Origin of the sequence: Nostoc sp. (assembly GCF_036919675.1) — a bacterium.
Taxonomy (GTDB): Bacteria; Cyanobacteriota; Cyanobacteriia; order Cyanobacteriales; family Nostocaceae; genus Nostoc.
In genome coordinates, this window is sequence record NZ_JBALCP010000104.1 from 1 (window position 1) to 20,604 (window position 20,604).

The window sequence follows — 20,604 nt, forward strand, 5'->3', positions numbered from 1 at the left end:
GCAGCAAAAGATACAGCGAATGCAGTAAAGGGTGCAGCCCAAGAGGTCAAACCAGCCGTTAAAAATGTAGCGGACTCTGTTAAAGAGACAGTTGAAGAAGTCAAACCAGCTTTCAAAGATGCAGCAAAAGATACAGCGAATGCAGTAAAGGGTGCAGCCCAAGAGGTCAAACCAGCCGTTAAAAATGTAGCGGACTCTGTTAAAGAGACAGTTGAGGAAGCCAAACCAGCTTTCAAAGATGCAGCAAAAGATACAGCGAATGCAGTAAAGGGTGCAGCCCAAGAGGTCAAATCAGCTAGTAATCAGGGCGTAGGATTAGATGAACGGCTGGTTGCAGATAATAAGCAGGTGAAAACTGAAGATGTTGGCATGAGGAAAAGTGTTGAAACTCACTCACCCCAATCACTCCCAGTAGAGATTATTGATCGAACCACCTCTGTAAACACTGACACACTATGAGATGGTGATAAGTTAGACATTCCTTAAGGGGTGTTAGGGGACTTGCAAAAAATAAAGCATTCCCCCATAGATAATTAGGACTTAGGCAAAAAGGCAGTGAAAGCCTTGATTTACCGTAGGGGCAATTCATGAATTGCCCCTACATATTAGATAAAATGTGAGTCACTATTTTTATATTCTAACCTCCTGCCTCCTTCACACAAGGCTAACAGCCGCCTCTAACATTTGTATTGTCCCAAGTTCAGCATTTATTTCTACTTCTACACCGATTGGCAAGGTAAATTTATCTTTAATATGACCAATCATTGAACCGTACCAAGCAGGAATACCTAAAGGAAGTATGTGATCTTGCAATACTTGCATTAAGGTAAATGACGGTTCATCCCCAAGACTACAATTAGTGCATTGCCCAAAGATAAAGCCAGCAATTTGATTCAGTATCCCAGCAGTTTTTAACTGTGTCAGCATCCTATCTACACGGTAAACATCCTCGCCAATTTCTTCCACAAACAGGATGCTTTTGTTCCAGGTAGGTAGGTAAGGTGAACCTACCATCGCTGATAGCACTGATAAGTTTCCACCCACAAGTTTACCCCTTGCCTTTCCCGGTGCGATTATCTCCACTCGCACTTCGCTAGGGTTAAGATTTTGCATAGTCACCGCTTCAGCATTAAATAGAATGCGTTTGAAGTAATCGACTGTAAATTGATTCCAGGTAGACGTGGCAACTGGCCCATGAAAAGTAATCATTTGACTACGGGCATTAATTGCCAACAACAGCGTAGTAATATCGCTGTACCCCATAAGAATTTTCGGATAAGAGCGGATCAGTGAGTAGTTGAGTAGGGGTAAAATGCGATTACAACCCCAGCCACCACGCATGGCAATAATTGCTTTTATGGAGCGATCGCTAAACATCAAGTTTACATCCTGGGCGCGATCGGCATCTTTCCCCCCCAAATAGCCATAACGATCTAAAATATGTTTCCCCAGCTTGACTTTTAATCCTAACTGTGAAATGGATTGCTGCGCTGCTTCAATATCTTTGACATCAACGATACCCGCAGGGGCGATTAATCCTATGGTATCGCCCACTTGCAGGCGGGGCGGCTTGCGGATGGTGTTTGGGGATAGCTTACCTTGGGCGGTAAGTGGTGATATTTGGGTGGCTAGGGTAGCCAGTCCACAGGTTGTAAGAAATTGCCGACGCTTGATAAGCATAACCATTGAGTTGGAGACTGGGGATTAGGAATAGTGGCGAATTTTGTTGGAGACTCAAACCCCAACTAAGAGTAAATTCGGTTTCTTGAAAGAGGGTTATAGCAAGCCTAAATCATTCATCAAAAAGTTAGATCCCCGACTTCTTAAAGAAGTCGGGGATCTGAACACCGCGAATTTTCACAAATCAAATAGGATTGCAATATGTAAAATTAAACCTTTTGTACCACATCGGAAATCACAAATCCATTATTAGCAAACTTACCATCAGTGTCAAATGAATCATCAATTACAGGCAAAAGATGGTCATATAATTGCATCGCCTGTAAACAACTATTGATGCTAGAAGCTGCTGAATTATATCCTGCAATATTTTCTTCAAGAACACTTAATAATCGCCGATTATTCGCAATTTTTTCTTCAGCTTCTTGTTGCAGTGTTTTCTCTAAATAAGCACGCGCCTGTGGATATTGCTGCAAAATTGTATCTGCTTGCTGATCTGCCATTGGTAACAACTGAGTTTTCAGTGTTTGGTTGATGGTTTGACGGAAAGATTTCCGAATAGTTTGAGAAACTTTTGGTTCAAAATCTAACTTCAATAATTGCCTAATTGCTGGTTCTGCTTCTACGATACTTTCAGCATCGTAACCTTGAGAAGTTTGTAATAAAGTCTGGCGAAATTGATATATAGAAAAAGTGCCTTCATCATAAAATCTCGGACTTTCTCGCACGAAGCGATCGCACTCTACGCTAGCTGCACTCAGCAGTGCTTGAGTAACTAGTTTTTCTAAAATTCTGATCTCTAGTTCAATTCCACCATCATTATCTAACAAGCGATACAACTGGCGATAATATTCTGACTTGCGAATCTTTTCCATCAACCGTTGGAAAAAATTGGCGATTACTTGCTGAGAAGATTCAACCAAAATATCTTCTAATTGATTTGCTAAGTAATAAAATGCCTCTACTAAAATAGCAATTAAAGGTGCGGTAGCGTTGCGAGGATGGCTAATTGTTGCGCGTTGATAAGCAGAAGCTACAGAAAAACTATCTAGCAATTCATCTAGACGGCGAATCATTCGTGATTGCAATTGCTTAAAATCTGTTTCAAAAGCATCACAGGAATTATTAATTATATGGTTAACTTCTTCTGTAATATGCTCACTAAATTCTCTCCCAATTTGCTGGAGTTGCTGATTTAGGCTTTGTAACTCTTGCGCCTTCATAGTCTCAATTTCTTGGGGTTGACTATCTAAATTACGTTGCACACTTTGATAATATTTCTTCAGCTTAATACAAACATCTTCCAAATCATCAGCAAGATTTTTAAATAATTGTGGACGCTTTTCTTCTGTAAGATAGCGAGTAATAGCTGTGCAAAATTCCTCAGTCCCACTATCTTGAATTAACTTTTCTATCAGTTCATTTCCCCAATCTCCCAAAATCCGCACATAATTTTGATTTGGGGTTTCATAGCCGTTAACAGAGACACGAAATTTACTGGAAGACAGCTTTCCTGAATTTACACAGTAGTTGTTAAATGCATAGACAAATTGTGGTGTTTCTTCTTTACCATCTAAACCTTTAATACTTTCTGCAAAAACCGAGTCTAAACCAAATCTATCTCGTTGGCTTGTGTGTTTAATTTGACTGCCGTAAAATCCTAATAATCCACTCGTTTTATAAACCTTGCTTGAATTACCAAATTGTCCACTAATTAAATCGTCTAATCGCTGCCGTAGTTGGGTATTATACCAAGTTTCATCGATGCGGTTGAAGATATAGAAAACGCGATCGCGTACTCCCCCATTCGCCCGCATTAATTCCAAAAGTTCTGTTTCTTCTTTTGTCATGTCACCCGCCGAAGCAGGTTTTAGCACACACACCACCGCCGAAGTATCAGGATGTTGAATTTTGGCATAAGTTAGTTGTGCATCTTTCTCTACTGGTGCATCTATACCCGGCGTGTCAATAATTACATTACCATCTTCTAGTAAAGGATGATTACAGTAATATTCTATCCGCTTCAATACGGCACTATTACTACCACGACGCGCATATCCAGCAGCTTCTTTAAGGTTAGAAAAGTGAAATTGCTCCATTGAATATGTAGCATTATTCACCGTGTTGATGCGATCGCGGTTGGCAATATATCCCTCTAGCAATAACATTAACGCCTTCGCCTGTTTTGCCCGTTCTGATTTACTCTCACCACCTTCCTGCTGAATAATAGTTTCAGAACCTTGACGTAGCAAGTTAATTACCTCAGCTTGGTTAATATTAGTTACTGTCTTAAATCCTAGCTGCTGACACAAATAAACTGCTTGTTCCCGAATCTCTACTTCACTTAAAAACGTCAAAACAACACGTTCTTTATCTACTTCTGCATACTCGATTTTGCATTCTGTACCTGTAGCGTGTCCCTCTGCACTGTATAGTAATTCTCTCTCCAACAGTGCATTGATTAACATTGATTTACCAGCACTAAACGCACCCGCAAACACAATCTCAAACTTGGGAGAAATCGCCTTACTTAGGGAAGTTTGTACAGGTGTAATATCTTGGGAACGTAGCGTTGGTTCTTGCTGTAAAAGTTGTAATATAGATTCAACCTGCTCTTTCAAATTTTTGCACTGAAGCGGTAAATCTGACATATTCAACATCCTGACAATATTTATGTATATGTTAGTTACATTTATTGTGTTGATGGTTCAGTAGGATTTCTGAGATATTTGATGCGGTTTGGCTGCTGGATATCACTTAACCTTTCTAGAATAAGCTTTTAGAGATTGTTTCGTTCCCAGTCTCTGACTGGGAATGCCTGATCGGAGGCTCCGCCTCAAGACTTGCGGCAAAGCCGCAATTGAAGAGCATTTCTAGCCAGAGGCTGGAAACGAGGTTTTAAGGGTTCTAAAATCACGCAAAATCATTTTCTATACCTGAATTCAGCAACGCTCAAAAAAGCATCTACTCAATCTTCAAGTTGAAAGGCAAACGGGCGTAAACCCCCTGTGGATCGTTCATCTTTTGTAGAATCTCTACTTCCTGTTGCAGTTTCTGGAATTCATTGGTGAGGGAATTGCCTGATTTGAGTTGCGCCCCCTCAATTCCTAAAGCAGTCCGCGCCTCTTCAGTTGCACGCCCAAAAAACCGTTCTCCGAAGTTGTTAGTGCGAGGATACTCTTGCACTTCCCAGTCTTCTCCTAGTTTCGCCTGCTTGGCAGCATATGCGATCGCAGTCTTCAAACCGCCAATTTCATCCACCAAACCAATTTCTTTGGCCGCCACACCAGACCAAACTCTTCCTTGGGCAATTTCTGCTACTTTTTGTTCTGGCAGTTTGCGACCTTGAGAAACTTTATTCAGAAACATATTATAAATGCGGTTAACACTGCGCTGATAAAGTGCCAACTCTTGGGGCGATTTCGGACGCGAAACTGTTTGACTATCAGCATAGCGTGCAGTTTTCACTGAATCCCAGGTGATGCCATTATCATTCGCCAGCTTTTGCCCATTGAATAGTAACCCAAATACACCTATTGAGCCTGTAATGGTATTTGGTTCGGCAAAAATGCGGTTAGAGTCGCTAGCAATCCAATAACCACCAGAGGCAGCCACATCACCCATTGAGACTACAACTGGTTTCGCCTCACGAGTTAATTTCACTTCTCGCTGCATCACTTCAGCTGCGGTAGCACTACCACCAGGACTATTAATCCGTAATACAACAGCCTTCACATCCTTATCTTGTCGGAGTTTGTTGAAGATTTTGGCAAAGCGATCACCTCCTATTTGCCCATCATCACCTTTACCATCGACAATCTCGCCCTCAGCATAAACAACGGCAATTTGATTTTTTGAGTTCCGTTCTACACCGAAAGATTTGCCGGAAACTTCTGCGTAGCTATTCAAGCTAATTTGTCGGAATGTTTTGTCGTCTTTATCGCTATCTGTCAACTTTTTGAGGTCAGTCACAACTTCATCGGGGTATGCTACTCGATCAACTAAACCGCTAGTTTTGGCTTGTGTGGCTTCCAGTAGCGCCTGATTATCTGCGATCGCTTGCAACTGATTAGGTTCAATTTTCCGACTTGCGCCCACAGCAGTGCGCCACTCTCCCCAAACATCATCCAATAATTTCTGAGTTTGTTCCCGGTTTTCTGGACTCAATTTTGTGAGGATAAACGGTTCAACAGCTCCTTTAAATTTCCCCACCCGCACAACTTGAACACCAATGCCATATTTCTGCAATCCTCCTGCTAAAAACATCGATTGTGAACTCAAACCGTTGACTTCCATCATTCCCAGAGGATTAAGTACAATGGAATCTGCCACTGAACTGACGTAATATTCCTTTTTACTCCAATCACTGCCATAGGCCACAATCTTTTTCCCAGCAGCGCGAAACTCCTCCAACGCTTTCCGAATTTCTTTAAGGGAGGCATAGCCGACGTTACTAACTTGGCTTGTGCTAGTTGCATCCAGGTAGATCCCGACAATTCGCGGATCGCGCCGCGCCTTTTCCAAAGTTTCTACAACTTTGCGGAGTGATATCCTTTCATCATCCACACCTGATATTGTGTTTTGAAACACTTCGCCTGAACTAGGTTCGCTATCAGTAATTTTCATTGACAAGTCAAAAACCAGCACTGACTTATCTTTCACGTTTGGCCCACTATCTTTAGAGGAGGTAGCAGCCATTATTAGCAAGAACAGTCCAGTGGTTCCTAGACCACCGAAAATAATTAGTCCTAGTAAGGTGCCAACTAAACTAGCAAAAGTTTGTTTGATAAAATTACGCATTAGTTATTTAGTTATTGGGCATTGAGCATTGGGCATTGGGCATTGGGCATTAGGTATTAGGGAGCCAGCGCTCTGGTGTTAGCGTTAGCTAGTCATTGATGCCAAGCGGTAGTCACGTAGGAACGTCGGCAGTCTAGTCTTCTCCCAAAGGGAGAGGCTAGCGCCAAGGGGGTTTCCCAATTTGAGACGACTGGCGTCATTGGGGATTGGTCATTGGTCACTGGTTATAACCAATAGAGGACAAAGGACTAATGACAAATAACAAAAGACTAATGCCCCATGCCCAATGCCCAATGACCTACTTAATTTATTCTATGCGCTGTAAACTGCCAGAGTGCTTTAACTGATACAAGGTGGCGTTGCCAGTGCAAAATAAGACTGTGGTGATTTCAGCGATTAATACTTCAGCTAGTTCGGCAACTGCTATTTCAGATGTTGCTGCTGCTTGCAAAAAAGGCATTGCTAAACCAGCTATATCTGCTCCCAAGGCGATCGCTGCTGCAACATCCAATCCATGACGCAAACCTCCCGAAGCAATTAAGGGCACATCTTTTGCGATCGCTCTAATAGTTGTAATGCACTCTGCCGTCGGTAAACCCCAATCGGCAAAAGTTCTCCCTAAGCGACGTTGCAAGGGATTTTCTGCCCGTTCACTTTCTACTTTTGCCCAAGAAGTACCCCCCGCACCCGCCACATCAATTGCTGCTACCCCAGCGGCGATCAGTTTCTCGGCGATCGCTGCTGAAATGCCGTTACCAACTTCTTTCGCAATTACTGGCACTGGCATTTTGCTGCATAATTTAGATATTTTGTCAAGCAAACCCCGAAAATTAGTATCACCTTTGGGTTGAATACACTCTTGTAGAGGGTTAATGTGTAAAATCAGGGCATCAGCCTCTAGGATATCAACTACCCGCAAACATTCATCTAAGCCGTACTTGTAGTTAAGTTGCACAGCACCCAAGTTCGCAAATAGCAGAACATCGGGGGCATACTTGCGGACAGCAAAAGTATCAGCCACCTGGGGTTTTTCCACCGCTACCCGTTGGGAACCAACACCCATTGCAATTTTGTAGTGTTGCGCGACTTCGGCCAAGCGTTGGTTAATGATTGCGGCTTGTTCTGTTCCGCCAGTCATGGAAGAAATTAACAAGGGTGCGCCAAGCTGTTTTCCTAGGAAAGTTGTATTGATATCAATATCGTCGGGGTTTAGTTCGGGTAAGCAAGAATGGGTGAAGCGATAACGTTCTAGTCCATTGGTGATTTGATCACACTGAACATCCTCCTCTAAACAGATCCGAATGTGATCGGCTTTGCGATTCTGAGTTTGTGCAGAGATATTGGTAGGGGCGTTCACTGGTGGGTATGGCTAAAAGTATTTGCGATCGCTATTGTTACATTGTCTGCAATCGTCTTTTTACAACAAAAATATTTATTTTCGCTATCTTTAGTCAGCTCGTACCGTAACAGTAGTTGGCAATTCTCAGGCGGTGTCGCTCAAGATAAGTACAGAAATTCTTCGCCTGCTTACCCAAAAATCGGTAAACAAAGCCTGGATCGCAGTTGTTATATTTTATATAACAGTAACTAGAAGATGAATCATGCCAATACTTCGTATCCTTCATTTAGCTGGGTCTGCATACAATGATTTTTACTGTGAATTGTCACGCAATTACGCCCAAAGCTGTATAATAGCTACGGCAAATTCATCGCTCTATGACTTTCTGATTGCATACATCACACCTGATGGTCAATGGCGATTTCCTTCCTCCCTCAGTCTTGAAGATATTGCTGTCGCCAAACCGGTTTCTCTGTTAGATGCCATACAGTTTATAACAGCGCAAAACATTGACGTTATGTTGCCACAAATGTTTTGTCTCCCTGGAATGACTGAGTACCGCGCACTATTCGACCTGCTTAAGATCCCTTACATAGGCAATACTGCGGATGTTATGGCATTAACGGCTCACAAAGCCAGAACCAAAGCAATTGTCGCAGCAGCAGGGGTGAAAGTGCCTTTTGGAGAACTGCTCCGCCAAGGAGACGTTCCGACAATTACACCTCCAGTAGTCATCAAACCCGCAAATGCCGACAACTCTTTAGGGGTGTCCTTAGTCAAAGAGGCTAGTGAGTATGACGCTGCCTTGAAGAAAGCATTTGAATTTGCCGATGAGGTGATTGTTGAAACATTCATTGAAGCCGGTCGAGAAGTCAGATGCGGTGCTATTGTCAAAGATGGGGAGCTAATCGGTTTACCCCTTGAAGAGTATCAGATAGACCCCCAAAACAGACCCATCCGCAGCTATACTGACAAATTCAAAATACCCATTGAGGGCGACTTGGCTTCAACTGCTAAAAATTATGTCCCAGGTTGGATTGTAGATATTAATGACCCGATCACTCAAAAGGTTCAGCAAGAAGTTAAGAAGTGTCATTTGGCTTTGGGCTGTCGCCATTATAGTTTATTTGACTTCCGGATCGACCCACAGGGACAACCTTGGTTCTTAGAAGCCGGGTTGTTTTGTATTTTTGACCACAAAGCGGTGATTTCCTGTACGGCAAATAAAGTGGGAATTCCTTTAAATGAGTTATTTATGACGATGATCAATCAAGCGTTGAGCATGAATTGATGTGTGGAAAATCACCTTTTTAGCTTTCTTCTAACTTGGAAGAAGCTAATAAGCATTTAATGCAACATATTGCTTATTTCCTTTATTTTTATCTAGCTATGCCACTTAATCACTAACTTGTCACAATTACAACTATGAGAGAGCAGATTTTTGCAATATTCCAAAACTTGGGCACTCTTGCATTACTGGCGATCGCATTTCCCTTTAACTGCACCCTCGTACTCGCATCGTTGCTGTGGAATTTTTTCAGCCGACTGTTCAGCAAGCAAGTGGTTTTGAACGAGAATCCTAAAAATATCTTGATCGGTGGTGGTAGAATGACCAAAATGCTTCAGCTAGCGCGATCATTTCACGCTGCTGGGCATCGAGTCATTTTATTTGATCTCAACCAATACTGGTTCAGTGGTTATCGATTTTCCAACTCTGTGGCTGGCTTTTACACAGTTCCTGACTCGCAAGAAGATTTAGAAGGCTATACTCAAGCCGTGCGGGCGATCGCCAAAAAAGAAAACATAGACTTTTTTGTTCCGGTAGGCATTTTTGCAGCCAGCTACTTTGACTCTGAGCGCAAGCCAGTGTTATCAGGCTGTTGCGAGAATTTCCACTTCGATGCTGAAACAATGAAGATGCTGGATAACAAGTTTACCTTTGCAGAAATTGCCCGCTCCCTCTCGCTATCTGCCCCGAAAACCTTCCTAATTACAGATTCCGAACAAGTTCTGAAATTCGACTTTGCCAACGAAAAGCACAAATATATTCTCAAAAGTATTGTCTATGACTCTGTTTTACGCTTGGATTTAACTAAGCTACCAATGGAGTCTCCCGAAAAAATGGCGCTTCATCTTAAAAGTAAGCCAATTAGTAAAGATAACCCTTGGATATTGCAAGAGTTTATTCCCGGAATAGAATACTGTACTCACAGTACAGTGAGAAACGGTCAATTAACGGTACACTGCTGCTGTGAATCATCTGCTTTTCAAGTCAATTACGAAAACGTTGATCACCCAGAAATTCAGGAGTGGGTGAGTCATTTTGTCAAAGAATTACAACTGACTGGACAAATTTCTTTTGACTTTATTCAGGCGGAAGATGGGACAATTTATGCGATCGAGTGCAACGCTCGCACTCACTCGGCAATTACAATGTATTATAACCATCCAGGTTTAGCGGATGCCTATCTCAATCAAGAGCCTCTGGCTGAACCTCTGCAACCCCTGAGTGATAGTAAGCCTACTTATTGGCTTTATCACGAACTTTGGAGACTTAATGAAATTAGATCGTTAAAGCAGTTGCAAAAGTGGCTTAAAAATATTTGGCGAGGAAAAGATGCAATATTTGAAGTTAACGACCCACTACCGTTCTTAATGGTACATCACTGGCACATTCCTTTACTATTACTCGATAGTTTGCGCTCCTTAAGAACTTGGGTGAGGATTGATTTTTGCATCGGGAAACTCATCCAGTTTGGAGAAGACGTAAAATATAAAACCTTTACCTCTGCAACCCCTAAGTGATAGTAAGCCTACTTATTGGCTTGATCACAAACTTTGGAGACTTAATGAAATTAGATGGAGAGGCTATCGCTTGTTGCAATCGCATCGTCAAAGATGATTCCCGGTTCTGTGTAAGTGTTCGGTACCAATTCGAGACGGCTTGACAATCATATATGCAAGTGTAGGAAAGCATGGAAAAGGGCAGGCTCGTATCTGCTTGTCTCCTTAACCTTTTCCGATCCACCAGCCAGTGATTCCCCTATCATGTCACAATTATAATTATGAGAAAGCATATTTTTGTCGTGTTCCAAAACTTGGGCACTCTTGTATTACTAGCGATCGCATTTCCCTTAAACTGCATCGTCGTCTTAACATCGCTACTGTGGAACTTTCTTAAGCAACCATTTGGCAAGTCAATTGTTGTCAACCCCAATTCCAAAAATATCTTGATCGCCGGCGCGAGAATGACTAAAACCCTTCAGCTAGCGCGTTCATTTCATGCTGCTGGGCATCGGGTTATTATAATTGACATTGAGAAATTCTGGTCAAGTGGTAATAAATATTCCAACTCTGTTGCAGGCTTTTATACCGTTCCTGATCCAAGCAAAGACTTAGAAGGCTACATTGAAACCCTACACGCGATCGCCAAAACAGAAAAGATCGACTTTTTTATCCCAGTAGCCATTTTTTCTGTCATCCACTATGATCACGGCAAGCCACCATTACCAGACTTTTGTGAGTTTTTCCACTTCGATGCTGATGTCACCAAGAGCCTAGATGACAAGTTTGCCTTTGCCGAAACAGCGCGATCGTTCGGTTTATCTGTCCCCAAATCCTTCAAAATTACCGATCCCGAACAAGTCCTCAACTTTGACTTTTCTCAGGAGAAGTGCAAATACATTCTTAAAAGCATCCCCTACGATCAAATACGTCGCTTGAATCTCACCAAACTACCTTGCGATACAGAATTACAAACAGCAGCATTTGTCAAAAGTCTGCCCATCAGTGAGGAGAATCCTTGGATTATGCAGGAATTCATCCCTGGTAAGGAATACTGCACTCACACTACCGCGCGAGATGGAGAGTCAAGAATGTACTGCTGCTGTGAGTCATCCGCCTTTCAAGTCAACTACGAAAACGTTGATCAGCTAGAAATTATGCAATGGGCAAGTCATTTTACCAAAGAACTGGGAAAAACTGGGCAACTTTCCTTTGACTTCATCCAGGCAGAAGACGGAACTGTTTACGCGATTGAGTGTAACCCCCGGACTCACTCCGCCATTACTATGTTTTACAATCATCCAGGAGTAGCGGATGCCTATCTTGGTAAAGAGCCTCTGGCTGAATCTTTGCAGCCTCTTGGTGATAGTAAGCCAACCTATTGGCTGTACCACGAAGTTTGGCGGCTAAATGAGATTAGATCGTTTAAGCAACTGCAAACCTGGGTAAGAAACATCAGGCGGGGGAAAGAAGCAATTTTTGAGATGGGTGATCCCTTACCCTTCCTGATAGTACATCACTGGCAGATTCCCTTACTCATTCTCGACAATTTACGAAGACTCAAAGGTTGGATAAGAATAGACTTTAATATGGGCGAACTTATAGAGTGATACCAATCAGCATTCTAAAACGTAATATTGGTAAAATGAAAAACTAGAACAGCAATTGCCAGTAGTGGTTTCTCAGCAGTAGGTATTGACAGAAGCATTCCTAATTTTGTATTAGAATTTGTACCCGCATATAGTCCTGATTACAACATCATCGAATTAGTCTGGTATTCATGTAAGGAATACATTACTCATTGTCTATTTCAATCAGTAGATGAGTTGAAGTATTTACTAGATAAGCTATTGAATCAGGATAAGTTAGTCATTAAGTGGCATAGGAAAATCAAAAAAAAGGGAAATAGAGACTATGTTGCAATTGAAATACCGACTAGCTTAACATACTCATTTCCCCATTTTGTGAGGTTAATTAATATGGTTTTACAAACAGAAAAGCGCTACTACACCCCAGAAGAATATTTGGAATTAGAAGAGAAGGCTGAATATAAAAATGAATACAAAGACGGAGAAATTATCCCTGTGGCAGGAGGAACAACCAACCACAATAAAATTGCACTTAATTTTTGTAGAAAATTTCCCCTGACAGTCCAAGGTCAAGCTTATGATATCTATATAGGCGATGTGAAATTATCAATACCTCGTTATCGCCTTTATACTTATCCTGATGTTATAGTCATCATAGGTAAGCCTATTTATGAGGGAACAGGTACAACAACTATTACTAATCCCTTGTTAATTGTTGAAGTCTTATCAAATTCAACTAAAAATTATGACAAAACAGATAAGTTTAAATATTATCGTTCAATTCCTGGTTTTCAGGAATATATTATGATTGATCAGTATAGTTTTGCTGTGGAACAATTTGCCAAGCAAGCAGAAGGACAATGGATTTTTAAGGAATATGAAGGTGAAGAAGCAGTTTTAGTCCTAAATTCTATCGATTTTCAAATTGCCTTGCGTGATATTTATGAACGGGTTGATTTTGAGTTGATTGAGGAATAAAACAGCGGATAAATAGGGAGTCAGGGCGTAGCCGACGCCTGTACCCTGACTCCCTATTTATAGTAGTTATCATTATTTATACATGATTAATGACAAATTATGTTTTTAGAAATTTTGGATGCCTTATTTAAGGTAAGTTCGCAGTTAGATTAACAGTAGCAATTTCTGATTAACAGGCAGAATCACTAATATTAAGGGATTTACATCTAACTGAAAACTATTTCCTATTCCCTATTGACGGGTATAACGATGTTTCACTCCAATAGGAAAATATTCAAAATCACCCATTGGGGCTAATGTAACTTGTGGTGTTTGATATTCTGCGGGAACATAATTAGCAAACTCGCTATTGAGGCGTAGCAATTGTGAAAGAATAGAAGATGCGATCGCTTCTTTTTTCTCTTCACTACCCTCTACTCTTGGTGCTAACTCCACAACCACCGATAAAAATCGATTTTTGTCAGCATCTTCCTGCACCTGCAATACGAATTTACCTGTCACCCATTCTTGAATTACTGGTTGCTCTAATCCCACCGTCACATTTTCTGGATAGATATTTGCACCAAAGTAGGAAACTGTAAAATTAGAACGACCGAAGACATAAACGAAAGGTAGGTGATGAATACCTCTAGGTGATTGTTGAGTGTCAGAACGGAGATTTTCGAGCGGGTTAAATCCCCATTCTGCTAAAAATTGCAGCATGGCATCATAACTAATTATTCCGCCAGTATCCAAGATGTCATAACGTACTAAGGGAATACCGTTATCTCCAGAAAACAGCAATCCGCCATCTTCAACTTCAAAAAAGCGACTGCAAGGATCATACTGTACTAGTGTGGGTAAACGCGATTCCCCAAATAAAGCTCTAGCTGCATCGGGATTTTTTGCCAAAAAACGGCGAATGCAGATACTTAAGGTGAATTCTAGTAATAAAATTACCATAGCCGTTGGTTTCGACTTCGCTCAACCAACTGAGTAATCGAGAGTTGAGCGTTCGCGTAGCGTCTCGCAGAGAAGTCGAAACTCGTCAACATAGGTATTTTTTTCATCAGAAATCACCTAACGGTGTTTCATTACCCAAAACTCCCGCATCCGCAGTGCCGTAAAGTGATGCAAAATCATAGCAAGCATTTTGTGAACCAACTCTTTCGCCAACTAAACTCCGCCATTCTTCACTAAATACTTCTCCCGCCATCACTAATTTAATCTGATATTGTTGCCACTCCACACTACGGGCGATACCAGTATCAATCACATCTTTTAAAAATGGTGGATATCCCAATAACACCACTTGCTCAAAAGCTGAACCTAGTTCTTGGACAACTCGCAAAATTTCTTCTTTGTTATTACCAGGAGTAATTACAGTAATGGGATAACCTTTGCTAGCAAGATAACGACAGCAATTAGTAGTGAATATTCCACCTACCCAAGTGCCTAAAGTGAAACAAATCACTGCTAGGGTACGTCGAGTATCTGCATAGAAACTATCGTGAAAAATCTGTTCAAAGCGTGTGGCGATTTGGAGTTCATCTGTGAAAAAACGGGGCCAAAATGTCGGTTTTCCACTAGAACCGGATGAAGCAGCTATCATGTCGCACGCTTGGAGTTGCCCATTGCGGCACAAGTCAGCTAAAGGATAACGCAGTATATAATTTTGTTTAGCGATCTCTGGGAGTTTTTGAAACTCCTCCAAGGTTTGAATAGTCGCCGGATTAATTTCCCTTTCTGCTAAAAAAGCCTTGTAGGCTGGTACATTAGCCGCCACATCGTGAAATAAACTCAAAGCTGCCGAAGTTTGAGTGTTGAGATGCCGTTGCAGTAGCGTTTCTAAGGGGGTAGACAAAAAATCTTCAAATGCTTTAATTGCTCGCTGCTGTTGTGATTTGCAGTTCATGACGTTTGTTGTTTATCCTGAAGTAGAACCAACACCGTTACTTGCTGCCAGTATTTTAGCTGTTATCTAATACCCCAAAACCCCAGTGATTCTTAGCAACACGGATTTCATCTAGGAACACCCTGCTTTTAACATTTCCTAAAATATCCGAGAATGAGGGTATGCGCGTTGTAGTCAATCAATAAAACCTTAATTTATCCTTCAGCACCATGCAGCTCTATTGCAGTCAACAACACACAAATAATGGTAGTAACCGCTTTTGTATCCATTGTGGTGAGCCATTACCTCTTGCTGTGGGACAGGTGGTGGATAATCGCTATCAAATTATCCGTCATTTAGGGCAGGGCGGCTTTGGACGCACCTATTTGGCGGAGGATAGAAGTAAATCCCATCAAATATGTGTGCTGAAGGAATTTGCACCCCAAGTACAAGAACAGCAAGATTTACAAAAAGCTAAAGAGTTATTTGAGCGAGAAGCAAATGTTCTAAAAAAACTCCAGCATCCACAGATTCCGCATTTTCACGCCTCGCTACAAGTAAAGATAGGCACTAAAGATTTTTTCTTTCTGGTGCAAGATTATGTGGATGGTGACAATTACTACCAATTATTAGAACAGCGTCAGAGTCAAGGAAAGACCTTCAGTGAAGAGGAAGTAATCACCCTACTGCAACAGATTTTACCTGTGTTATCCTACATCCACTCACAAGATGTGGTTCACCGTGATATCACTCCTGATAATCTGATTTGGCGGCGTTCTGATCATCTGCCAGTGCTGATTGATTTTGGTGGTGTCAAGCAATTACCAGCTTATCAAGGTTTTTGGCAGACTAGGTTGGTTGGAAATAACACTTTGCTGGGTAAAAAGGGCTACGCTCCAGAAGAACAGCTACGGCAGGGGAAAGTATTTCTAAGTAGTGATTTATATTCTTTGGCGGTAACATCATTGGTGTTACTCACGGGGAAAGAACCGCAAAAATTATACGACAGCTATCAGGGAATTTGGGGATGGGCAAAGGAAATTCAAGTTAGTCCCCAACTGGAAGCGGTGTTAAAAAAGATGCTGGCTTATAAACCGAGCGATCGCTATCAACGAGCCGAGCAAATCCTCAAAGATTTACCATCGCCAACTGCTACTAAACCCACAGGTAATTATATTAGCGCCAAAATCAAGACGATGGTAGTTGCTCCGGGAAGACAACGCGTCAGTGCTGTTGTGAGTGGATTCCAAAGCAAAACCCAAGCGATCGCTAAACCGATATCTTGGCCTGTTTGGATTCGCCCTTTTGTGATCAGTTTAGGGGGAACAGCTTTAGTTGGATTAACTTTGGCGGTGGCAAATGCAGTCATTCAAAGCGTAACTTCAATTACCATCCCATCAATTTCATTACCGCAAATTCCACAGTTTCCAAATCCGCGCAGTAAACCAGTCAGCGACAAAGGAAAAAATAGTGACCTCCAGGAAATTGCCAGTCGTCGCCAACAGCTAGAAATTACTGAAGGATTTTTTATTCCCTTTGTAGATAATTTATTTTATACAAAAAAACCAGAATTAAAGGGACGTAGCCTGACATCTAAACCTGAAGACGCTGGTTTACGAGATGAATGGTCTGGTATTGCTGACGATTTATTGAATAAACTAGAACAGGCTAACCTCAGTACAGCGGCTCGTCGAAAACTGGGTAAATATACTGCACAAGATTACGAAACATGGAGACGACAAGCGCGATCAGGGCAATTCGGGAACTATACAATTGATCAACTCAACAAAGAGACAAATGAAAAATTTGATCGGTTGTTTCCTGGTCAGCAGCGTGGGAAACTGAATCAACAGACTTTTGGTCAAATTTGGTATGCGATCGCAGCTGATCAAGTCAGTAAAGTACAAAAATAGAGTTAGGAGTTATAAGTGATGAGTTATGAATTAACTCCTAACCGGAGGCGGAGCGTCTCCGGCTCCGCTCTTAACTCCTAACTTTCCAATGAATTCAATCTATTGTTCTAAAGGACATGAAAATTCCCCAGGTAGTCGCTTTTGTCTCCAGTGTGGTGAAAAATTGTTGGATACGCCCATGAGTTATGGTATTCAACCGGGACTAACTTTAGGCGATCGCTATATAATTGTGCGTCAAATTGGCCAAGGTGGCTTTGGACGCACTTATTTAGCTGAAGATGTCAACCGTTTCCGCGAACTTTGTGTTTTAAAAGAATTTTCCCCCCAAGTTCAAACCGCTTACATTGTCCAAAAAGCTGAAGAACTGTTTGAGAGAGAAGCGAGTGTTCTCTATAAACTGCAACATCCTCAAATTCCCCGCTTCCGGGAACTGCTTCGCATGAACTTAGGGGGCAAAGAATATCTGTTTTTGGTGCAAGATTATGTCGAAGGGGAAACTTACAACTCGTTGTTAAATGCCCGGATACAGCAGGGTTTGCGCTTTACAGAGGCGGAAGTACGCCAATTGTTGCTTTCAATTTTGCCAGTGTTGGAATACATCCACTCACTAGGAGTAATTCATCGAGATATTTCTCCAGATAATTTAATGCTTCGCACTGTTGACAAACTGCCAGTATTAATTGATTTTGGCGGTGTCAAACAAGTAGTAGCAACCGTTGCTTCCGAATATTACCAACCCGGCGTAGTTGCATCTTCCCCGTCACCAACCCTATTGGGTAAAGTAGGATTTGCTCCCCCAGAACAGATGCAAACTGGGTTAGTGTCTCCCCACAGCGACTTATATGCTTTGGCAGCAACAATGCTGGTTTTATTGACAGGGAAACAACCCCAAGAATTAATTGATAACTACAATCTTACCTGGCAGTGGCGACGGGAAGTAAGCCTGAGTCCGCTTTTGGCACAGGTATTAGATAAAATGCTATCTACCAGACCAAGCGATCGCTATCAATCAGCCCGTCAAGTCCTCCAAACCCTCAACCCGCCCCCAGCTAACTTTCCCCCAACTCAATATCCCACTGCACCAGAACCCACATCCGCCACCGTTGCCATCTCCCCACCTCCCCCATCTCGCTCATACCCCTCATCTCTCCCATCTCCTCAACCCACAAGCTGGTGGACACCAACAAAAACTTTCCTTGTGGCGGCGGTAGTAGCTGGTACTGTTGGATTACTTTGGTGGGGAGTGAATAGCAGGCGCGATGTCGGGGAAGTCAAACCTACTCCTACAGCCAGCCCAATTCCAACCAGCGATCAGCCAACCGATCCCTTAGCGCAATATTCACCAGCAGAACGGCAACGCAAAGAAAGATTAAGCGATCGCCGTCAACAGTTGGGTATAAATGAGAAGTTTTACATTAACTTGGTTAATGAAGTTTTTTGGGAAAGAAATCCCAGTTTACGGGGACGCACTCTCAGCGATGGCCCTGAAGATGAGGGTTTGCGGGCAGAATGGGATAAAACAGGCTCAGAATTGCTGGAAAAGCTAGTGCCATTAAGTGCCAATACACGCCAACAACTGGGAACTTACACAACTGCTGAACGCGATCGCTGGAAAGTGGAAGTTAACAAAATCAACGTTGGTAGTCGTTCTTTGTATGATTTGGGAAATGCTGCTTTTTTAAATATATTCCCTGAGCAGGGTGGTAAAAATTTCCGAAATCAGCCGATTGGACAAGTTTGGTACGGTTTTGTTAGCGATAAACTCAGTGCTATCCTCGGCGGTAGCGCTTTTGAGAAACTTGTCTTTGAACCGGGCGCTATCAGCAAAACAGTCAACGGTACTCTCCAACCTGGTGGTGGTAAAGTATTCATTGCTGGACTTGCCAAAGAGCAATCTCTGGACTTGAAGCTACAAGCAAATTCCCAAGTTTTGTTATCAGTCTATTCACCCTCTGGTAAAATCCAATTTTTAGAAGATTCTACCCAGCGTAGTTTATCAACTAAATTACCAGAAAAAGGATTTTACGAATTTGTCGTGGTTTCCACAGCATCGAAACCAATAGATTATCAACTCAGCATTACAGCAGAAAATCCCACCCCTCCCCCATCGCCTACACCAACGCCCACTGAAACACCCGCGCCAACTCCCACATCTACGCCAATTCCTACACCTAGACCAACTCCCACATCTACGCCAATTCCTACACCTAGACCAACTCCTACAGAAACCGCCATTCCTACACCGACACCGACACCGACGCAGGAGACAACGCCTCAGTAGAGAGTTATCTTCTGCGTCTGGAGCATCTCTACGTGAGATAAAAATTATGTCTGATCCACTACACCTAAACGCAACGCAATTCGCTTGTAATTCGTTGCTTCATAGGGTACACCTCTGTGCATTACCTGTGAGTTGTCCCAAAAAATAATATCTCCTGGCTGCCAAATATGGGAATAGACTGGTGTGCAAGCTAGAACAGTCCTAAACAAATCCTGCCAGAAACGTTTTGCTTGCTCTGGTCTATCTTCCATACCAACTGCGATCGCAGTGTCCGAACCTAGATATAATCCCTTTTTACCAGTGACTTTGTGAGTAGACACAATGGGATGTACTTTCCTCGGTATATCAGTCTCTACATTGGTACTCTTAGAAAACATTGGTGGTGAATGATACATCGCCATCTGCTCTAACTGCTGCTGATGTTGATGATCTAAATTATTATAAGCCTCTATCATGTCGAGGAATTCTGTGGTGTGAGGCTGCCCATTTACACCTTCGGCAGGCACTTCCACACCATAAAGCATGACAACATATAGTGCGTTCATATCTAGTCCCTCTGTGCGGGGAAGGCCATCTTTATCATGATGCCATTCCCAAGCAATCTTTCCTACTGCTGGTTGAGTAAGCCCTTTGGGATTACCCAAAACATTCACACATTGGCTTTGGAGGTCTGGGCTGATATCAGGATCTAATGTTTTGGTTTTGGAATAGCCAAACATTAAGTCACCAAAAGTCTTTCTGGCAAATTCTTCTAACTGCTTTGCGGTGAGGTGTTGCTGTCTAACTACCACAACGCCGTGTTTCCAAAGTAATTCCTTTAATTCACGCGACTCTAGATTTGTGAGGTAGCTAAGATTGCAACCCCGCAGGACTTCAACTCCGAGTCTTTGTTGGTGTTTAGTTATTGGAGTCATTGCTATGCAACTATTTCTGGAGCAAACTATCTAGTCAATTATTTAGGAAATTTGTGTAGTAGTATTGTACCTCAAAAAGTTGGCAAGTAAAAAAATGTTGTACTGAGGACACGTAGACACGTTCGCGAAGCGTCTTGTAGAGTTGTGGCTTCCCGTACCCCTGGAAGCAAGCTACGCGTAGCGTCTCCCCTTCTGACATTGCCAGAGGCTAGCGCCTGCCGTAGAATGCCTGTTCACCGCAAGGCGTCCCGTTAGGGAAGGGCTGTAGGGAGAAGAGAGGGCTTTACGCTACGCTATCCGTTGTAGCAACTGGCGTTGTCTTAGACGAAAGTACGGCACCGTCCGAAGACTTTGGTGCGTTACGGACTCTGTTCTAACGCACCCTACATATAGTTAAATTTTTTCACACAATCAAATCGGATTGCTATAGTTTCAGGGCAATTGCTCTCTATG

11 protein-coding genes and 4 pseudogenes are annotated in these 20,604 nt (G+C 42.3%); 8 read left to right on the plus strand and 7 right to left on the minus strand.

Annotated features, from left to right (window positions below):
• A pseudogene (locus tag V7K49_RS23810) lies at positions 1–459 on the plus strand (hypothetical protein); the annotation flags it as partial.
• Between the two features lie 195 nt (positions 460–654).
• On the opposite strand, the gene V7K49_RS23815 reads toward V7K49_RS23810, so the two are convergent.
• From V7K49_RS23815 to fni, 4 genes are all read right to left on the minus strand, one after another.
• Positions 655–1,680 (minus strand): S66 peptidase family protein, encoded by a 1,026-nt coding sequence (locus V7K49_RS23815; protein ID WP_335207791.1) that lies wholly within the window; start codon positions 1,678–1,680, stop codon positions 655–657.
• Between the two features lie 209 nt (positions 1,681–1,889).
• Complete coding sequence (locus V7K49_RS23820; RefSeq protein ID WP_335207792.1) at positions 1,890–4,331, minus strand: dynamin-like GTPase family protein; 2,442 nt, start codon at positions 4,329–4,331, stop codon at positions 1,890–1,892.
• Positions 4,332–4,644: 313 nt separating this feature from the next.
• The gene (gene sppA / locus V7K49_RS23825) at positions 4,645–6,480 is read right to left on the minus strand and encodes a signal peptide peptidase SppA (RefSeq protein ID WP_335207793.1); all 1,836 of its coding nucleotides are present in this window, start codon (positions 6,478–6,480) and stop codon (positions 4,645–4,647) included.
• A 307-nt stretch (positions 6,481–6,787) separates the two neighbouring features.
• On the minus strand, positions 6,788–7,837 hold the full coding sequence (gene fni / locus V7K49_RS23830) for a type 2 isopentenyl-diphosphate Delta-isomerase (RefSeq protein ID WP_335207794.1): 1,050 nt from the start codon (positions 7,835–7,837) through the stop codon (positions 6,788–6,790).
• 244 nt (positions 7,838–8,081) lie between these two features.
• On the opposite strand from fni, the gene V7K49_RS23835 reads away from it, so the two are divergent.
• The 5 genes and pseudogenes from V7K49_RS23835 to V7K49_RS23855 all read left to right on the plus strand — a co-directional run bounded on the left by V7K49_RS23835 (position 8,082) and on the right by V7K49_RS23855 (position 13,170).
• Positions 8,082–9,110 (plus strand): D-alanine--D-alanine ligase family protein, encoded by a 1,029-nt coding sequence (locus tag V7K49_RS23835; protein ID WP_334871198.1) that lies wholly within the window; start codon positions 8,082–8,084, stop codon positions 9,108–9,110.
• A gap of 134 nt (positions 9,111–9,244) precedes the next feature.
• The gene (locus V7K49_RS23840; RefSeq protein WP_335207795.1) at positions 9,245–10,624 is read left to right on the plus strand and encodes an ATP-grasp enzyme; all 1,380 of its coding nucleotides are present in this window, start codon (positions 9,245–9,247) and stop codon (positions 10,622–10,624) included.
• 260 nt (positions 10,625–10,884) lie between these two features.
• Positions 10,885–12,213 carry an ATP-grasp enzyme gene (locus V7K49_RS23845; protein ID WP_335207796.1) on the plus strand — a complete coding sequence of 443 codons (1,329 nt, stop codon included), beginning with the start codon at positions 10,885–10,887 and terminating at the stop codon, positions 12,211–12,213.
• Between the two features lie 84 nt (positions 12,214–12,297).
• Positions 12,298–12,525: pseudogene (locus V7K49_RS23850) on the plus strand (transposase); the annotation flags it as partial.
• Between the two features lie 57 nt (positions 12,526–12,582).
• Complete coding sequence (locus V7K49_RS23855; protein WP_335072995.1) at positions 12,583–13,170, plus strand: Uma2 family endonuclease; 588 nt, start codon at positions 12,583–12,585, stop codon at positions 13,168–13,170.
• Between the two features lie 231 nt (positions 13,171–13,401).
• On the opposite strand, the pseudogene V7K49_RS23860 reads toward V7K49_RS23855, so the two are convergent.
• Both V7K49_RS23860 and V7K49_RS23865 read right to left on the minus strand, forming a co-directional pair.
• Positions 13,402–14,082, minus strand: a pseudogene (locus V7K49_RS23860) (phenylacetate--CoA ligase family protein); the annotation flags it as partial.
• 148 nt (positions 14,083–14,230) lie between these two features.
• Positions 14,231–15,064: pseudogene (locus V7K49_RS23865) on the minus strand (phenylacetate--CoA ligase family protein); the annotation flags it as partial.
• 209 nt (positions 15,065–15,273) lie between these two features.
• Here V7K49_RS23865 and V7K49_RS23870 point away from each other — a divergent pair.
• Together V7K49_RS23870 and V7K49_RS23875 are read left to right on the plus strand one after the other, a co-directional pair.
• A complete protein-coding gene (locus V7K49_RS23870) occupies positions 15,274–16,956 on the plus strand; it encodes a serine/threonine-protein kinase (RefSeq protein ID WP_335207797.1) in 1,683 nt (560 codons plus the stop codon).
• An 88-nt stretch (positions 16,957–17,044) separates the two neighbouring features.
• The gene (locus V7K49_RS23875) at positions 17,045–19,237 is read left to right on the plus strand and encodes a serine/threonine-protein kinase (protein WP_335207799.1); all 2,193 of its coding nucleotides are present in this window, start codon (positions 17,045–17,047) and stop codon (positions 19,235–19,237) included.
• Positions 19,238–19,281: 44 nt separating this feature from the next.
• Here V7K49_RS23875 and V7K49_RS23880 read toward each other — a convergent pair whose 3' ends face one another.
• On the minus strand, positions 19,282–20,151 hold the full coding sequence (locus tag V7K49_RS23880; protein ID WP_335207800.1) for a TauD/TfdA dioxygenase family protein: 870 nt from the start codon (positions 20,149–20,151) through the stop codon (positions 19,282–19,284).
• Between the last annotated feature and the right edge of the window lie 453 nt (positions 20,152–20,604).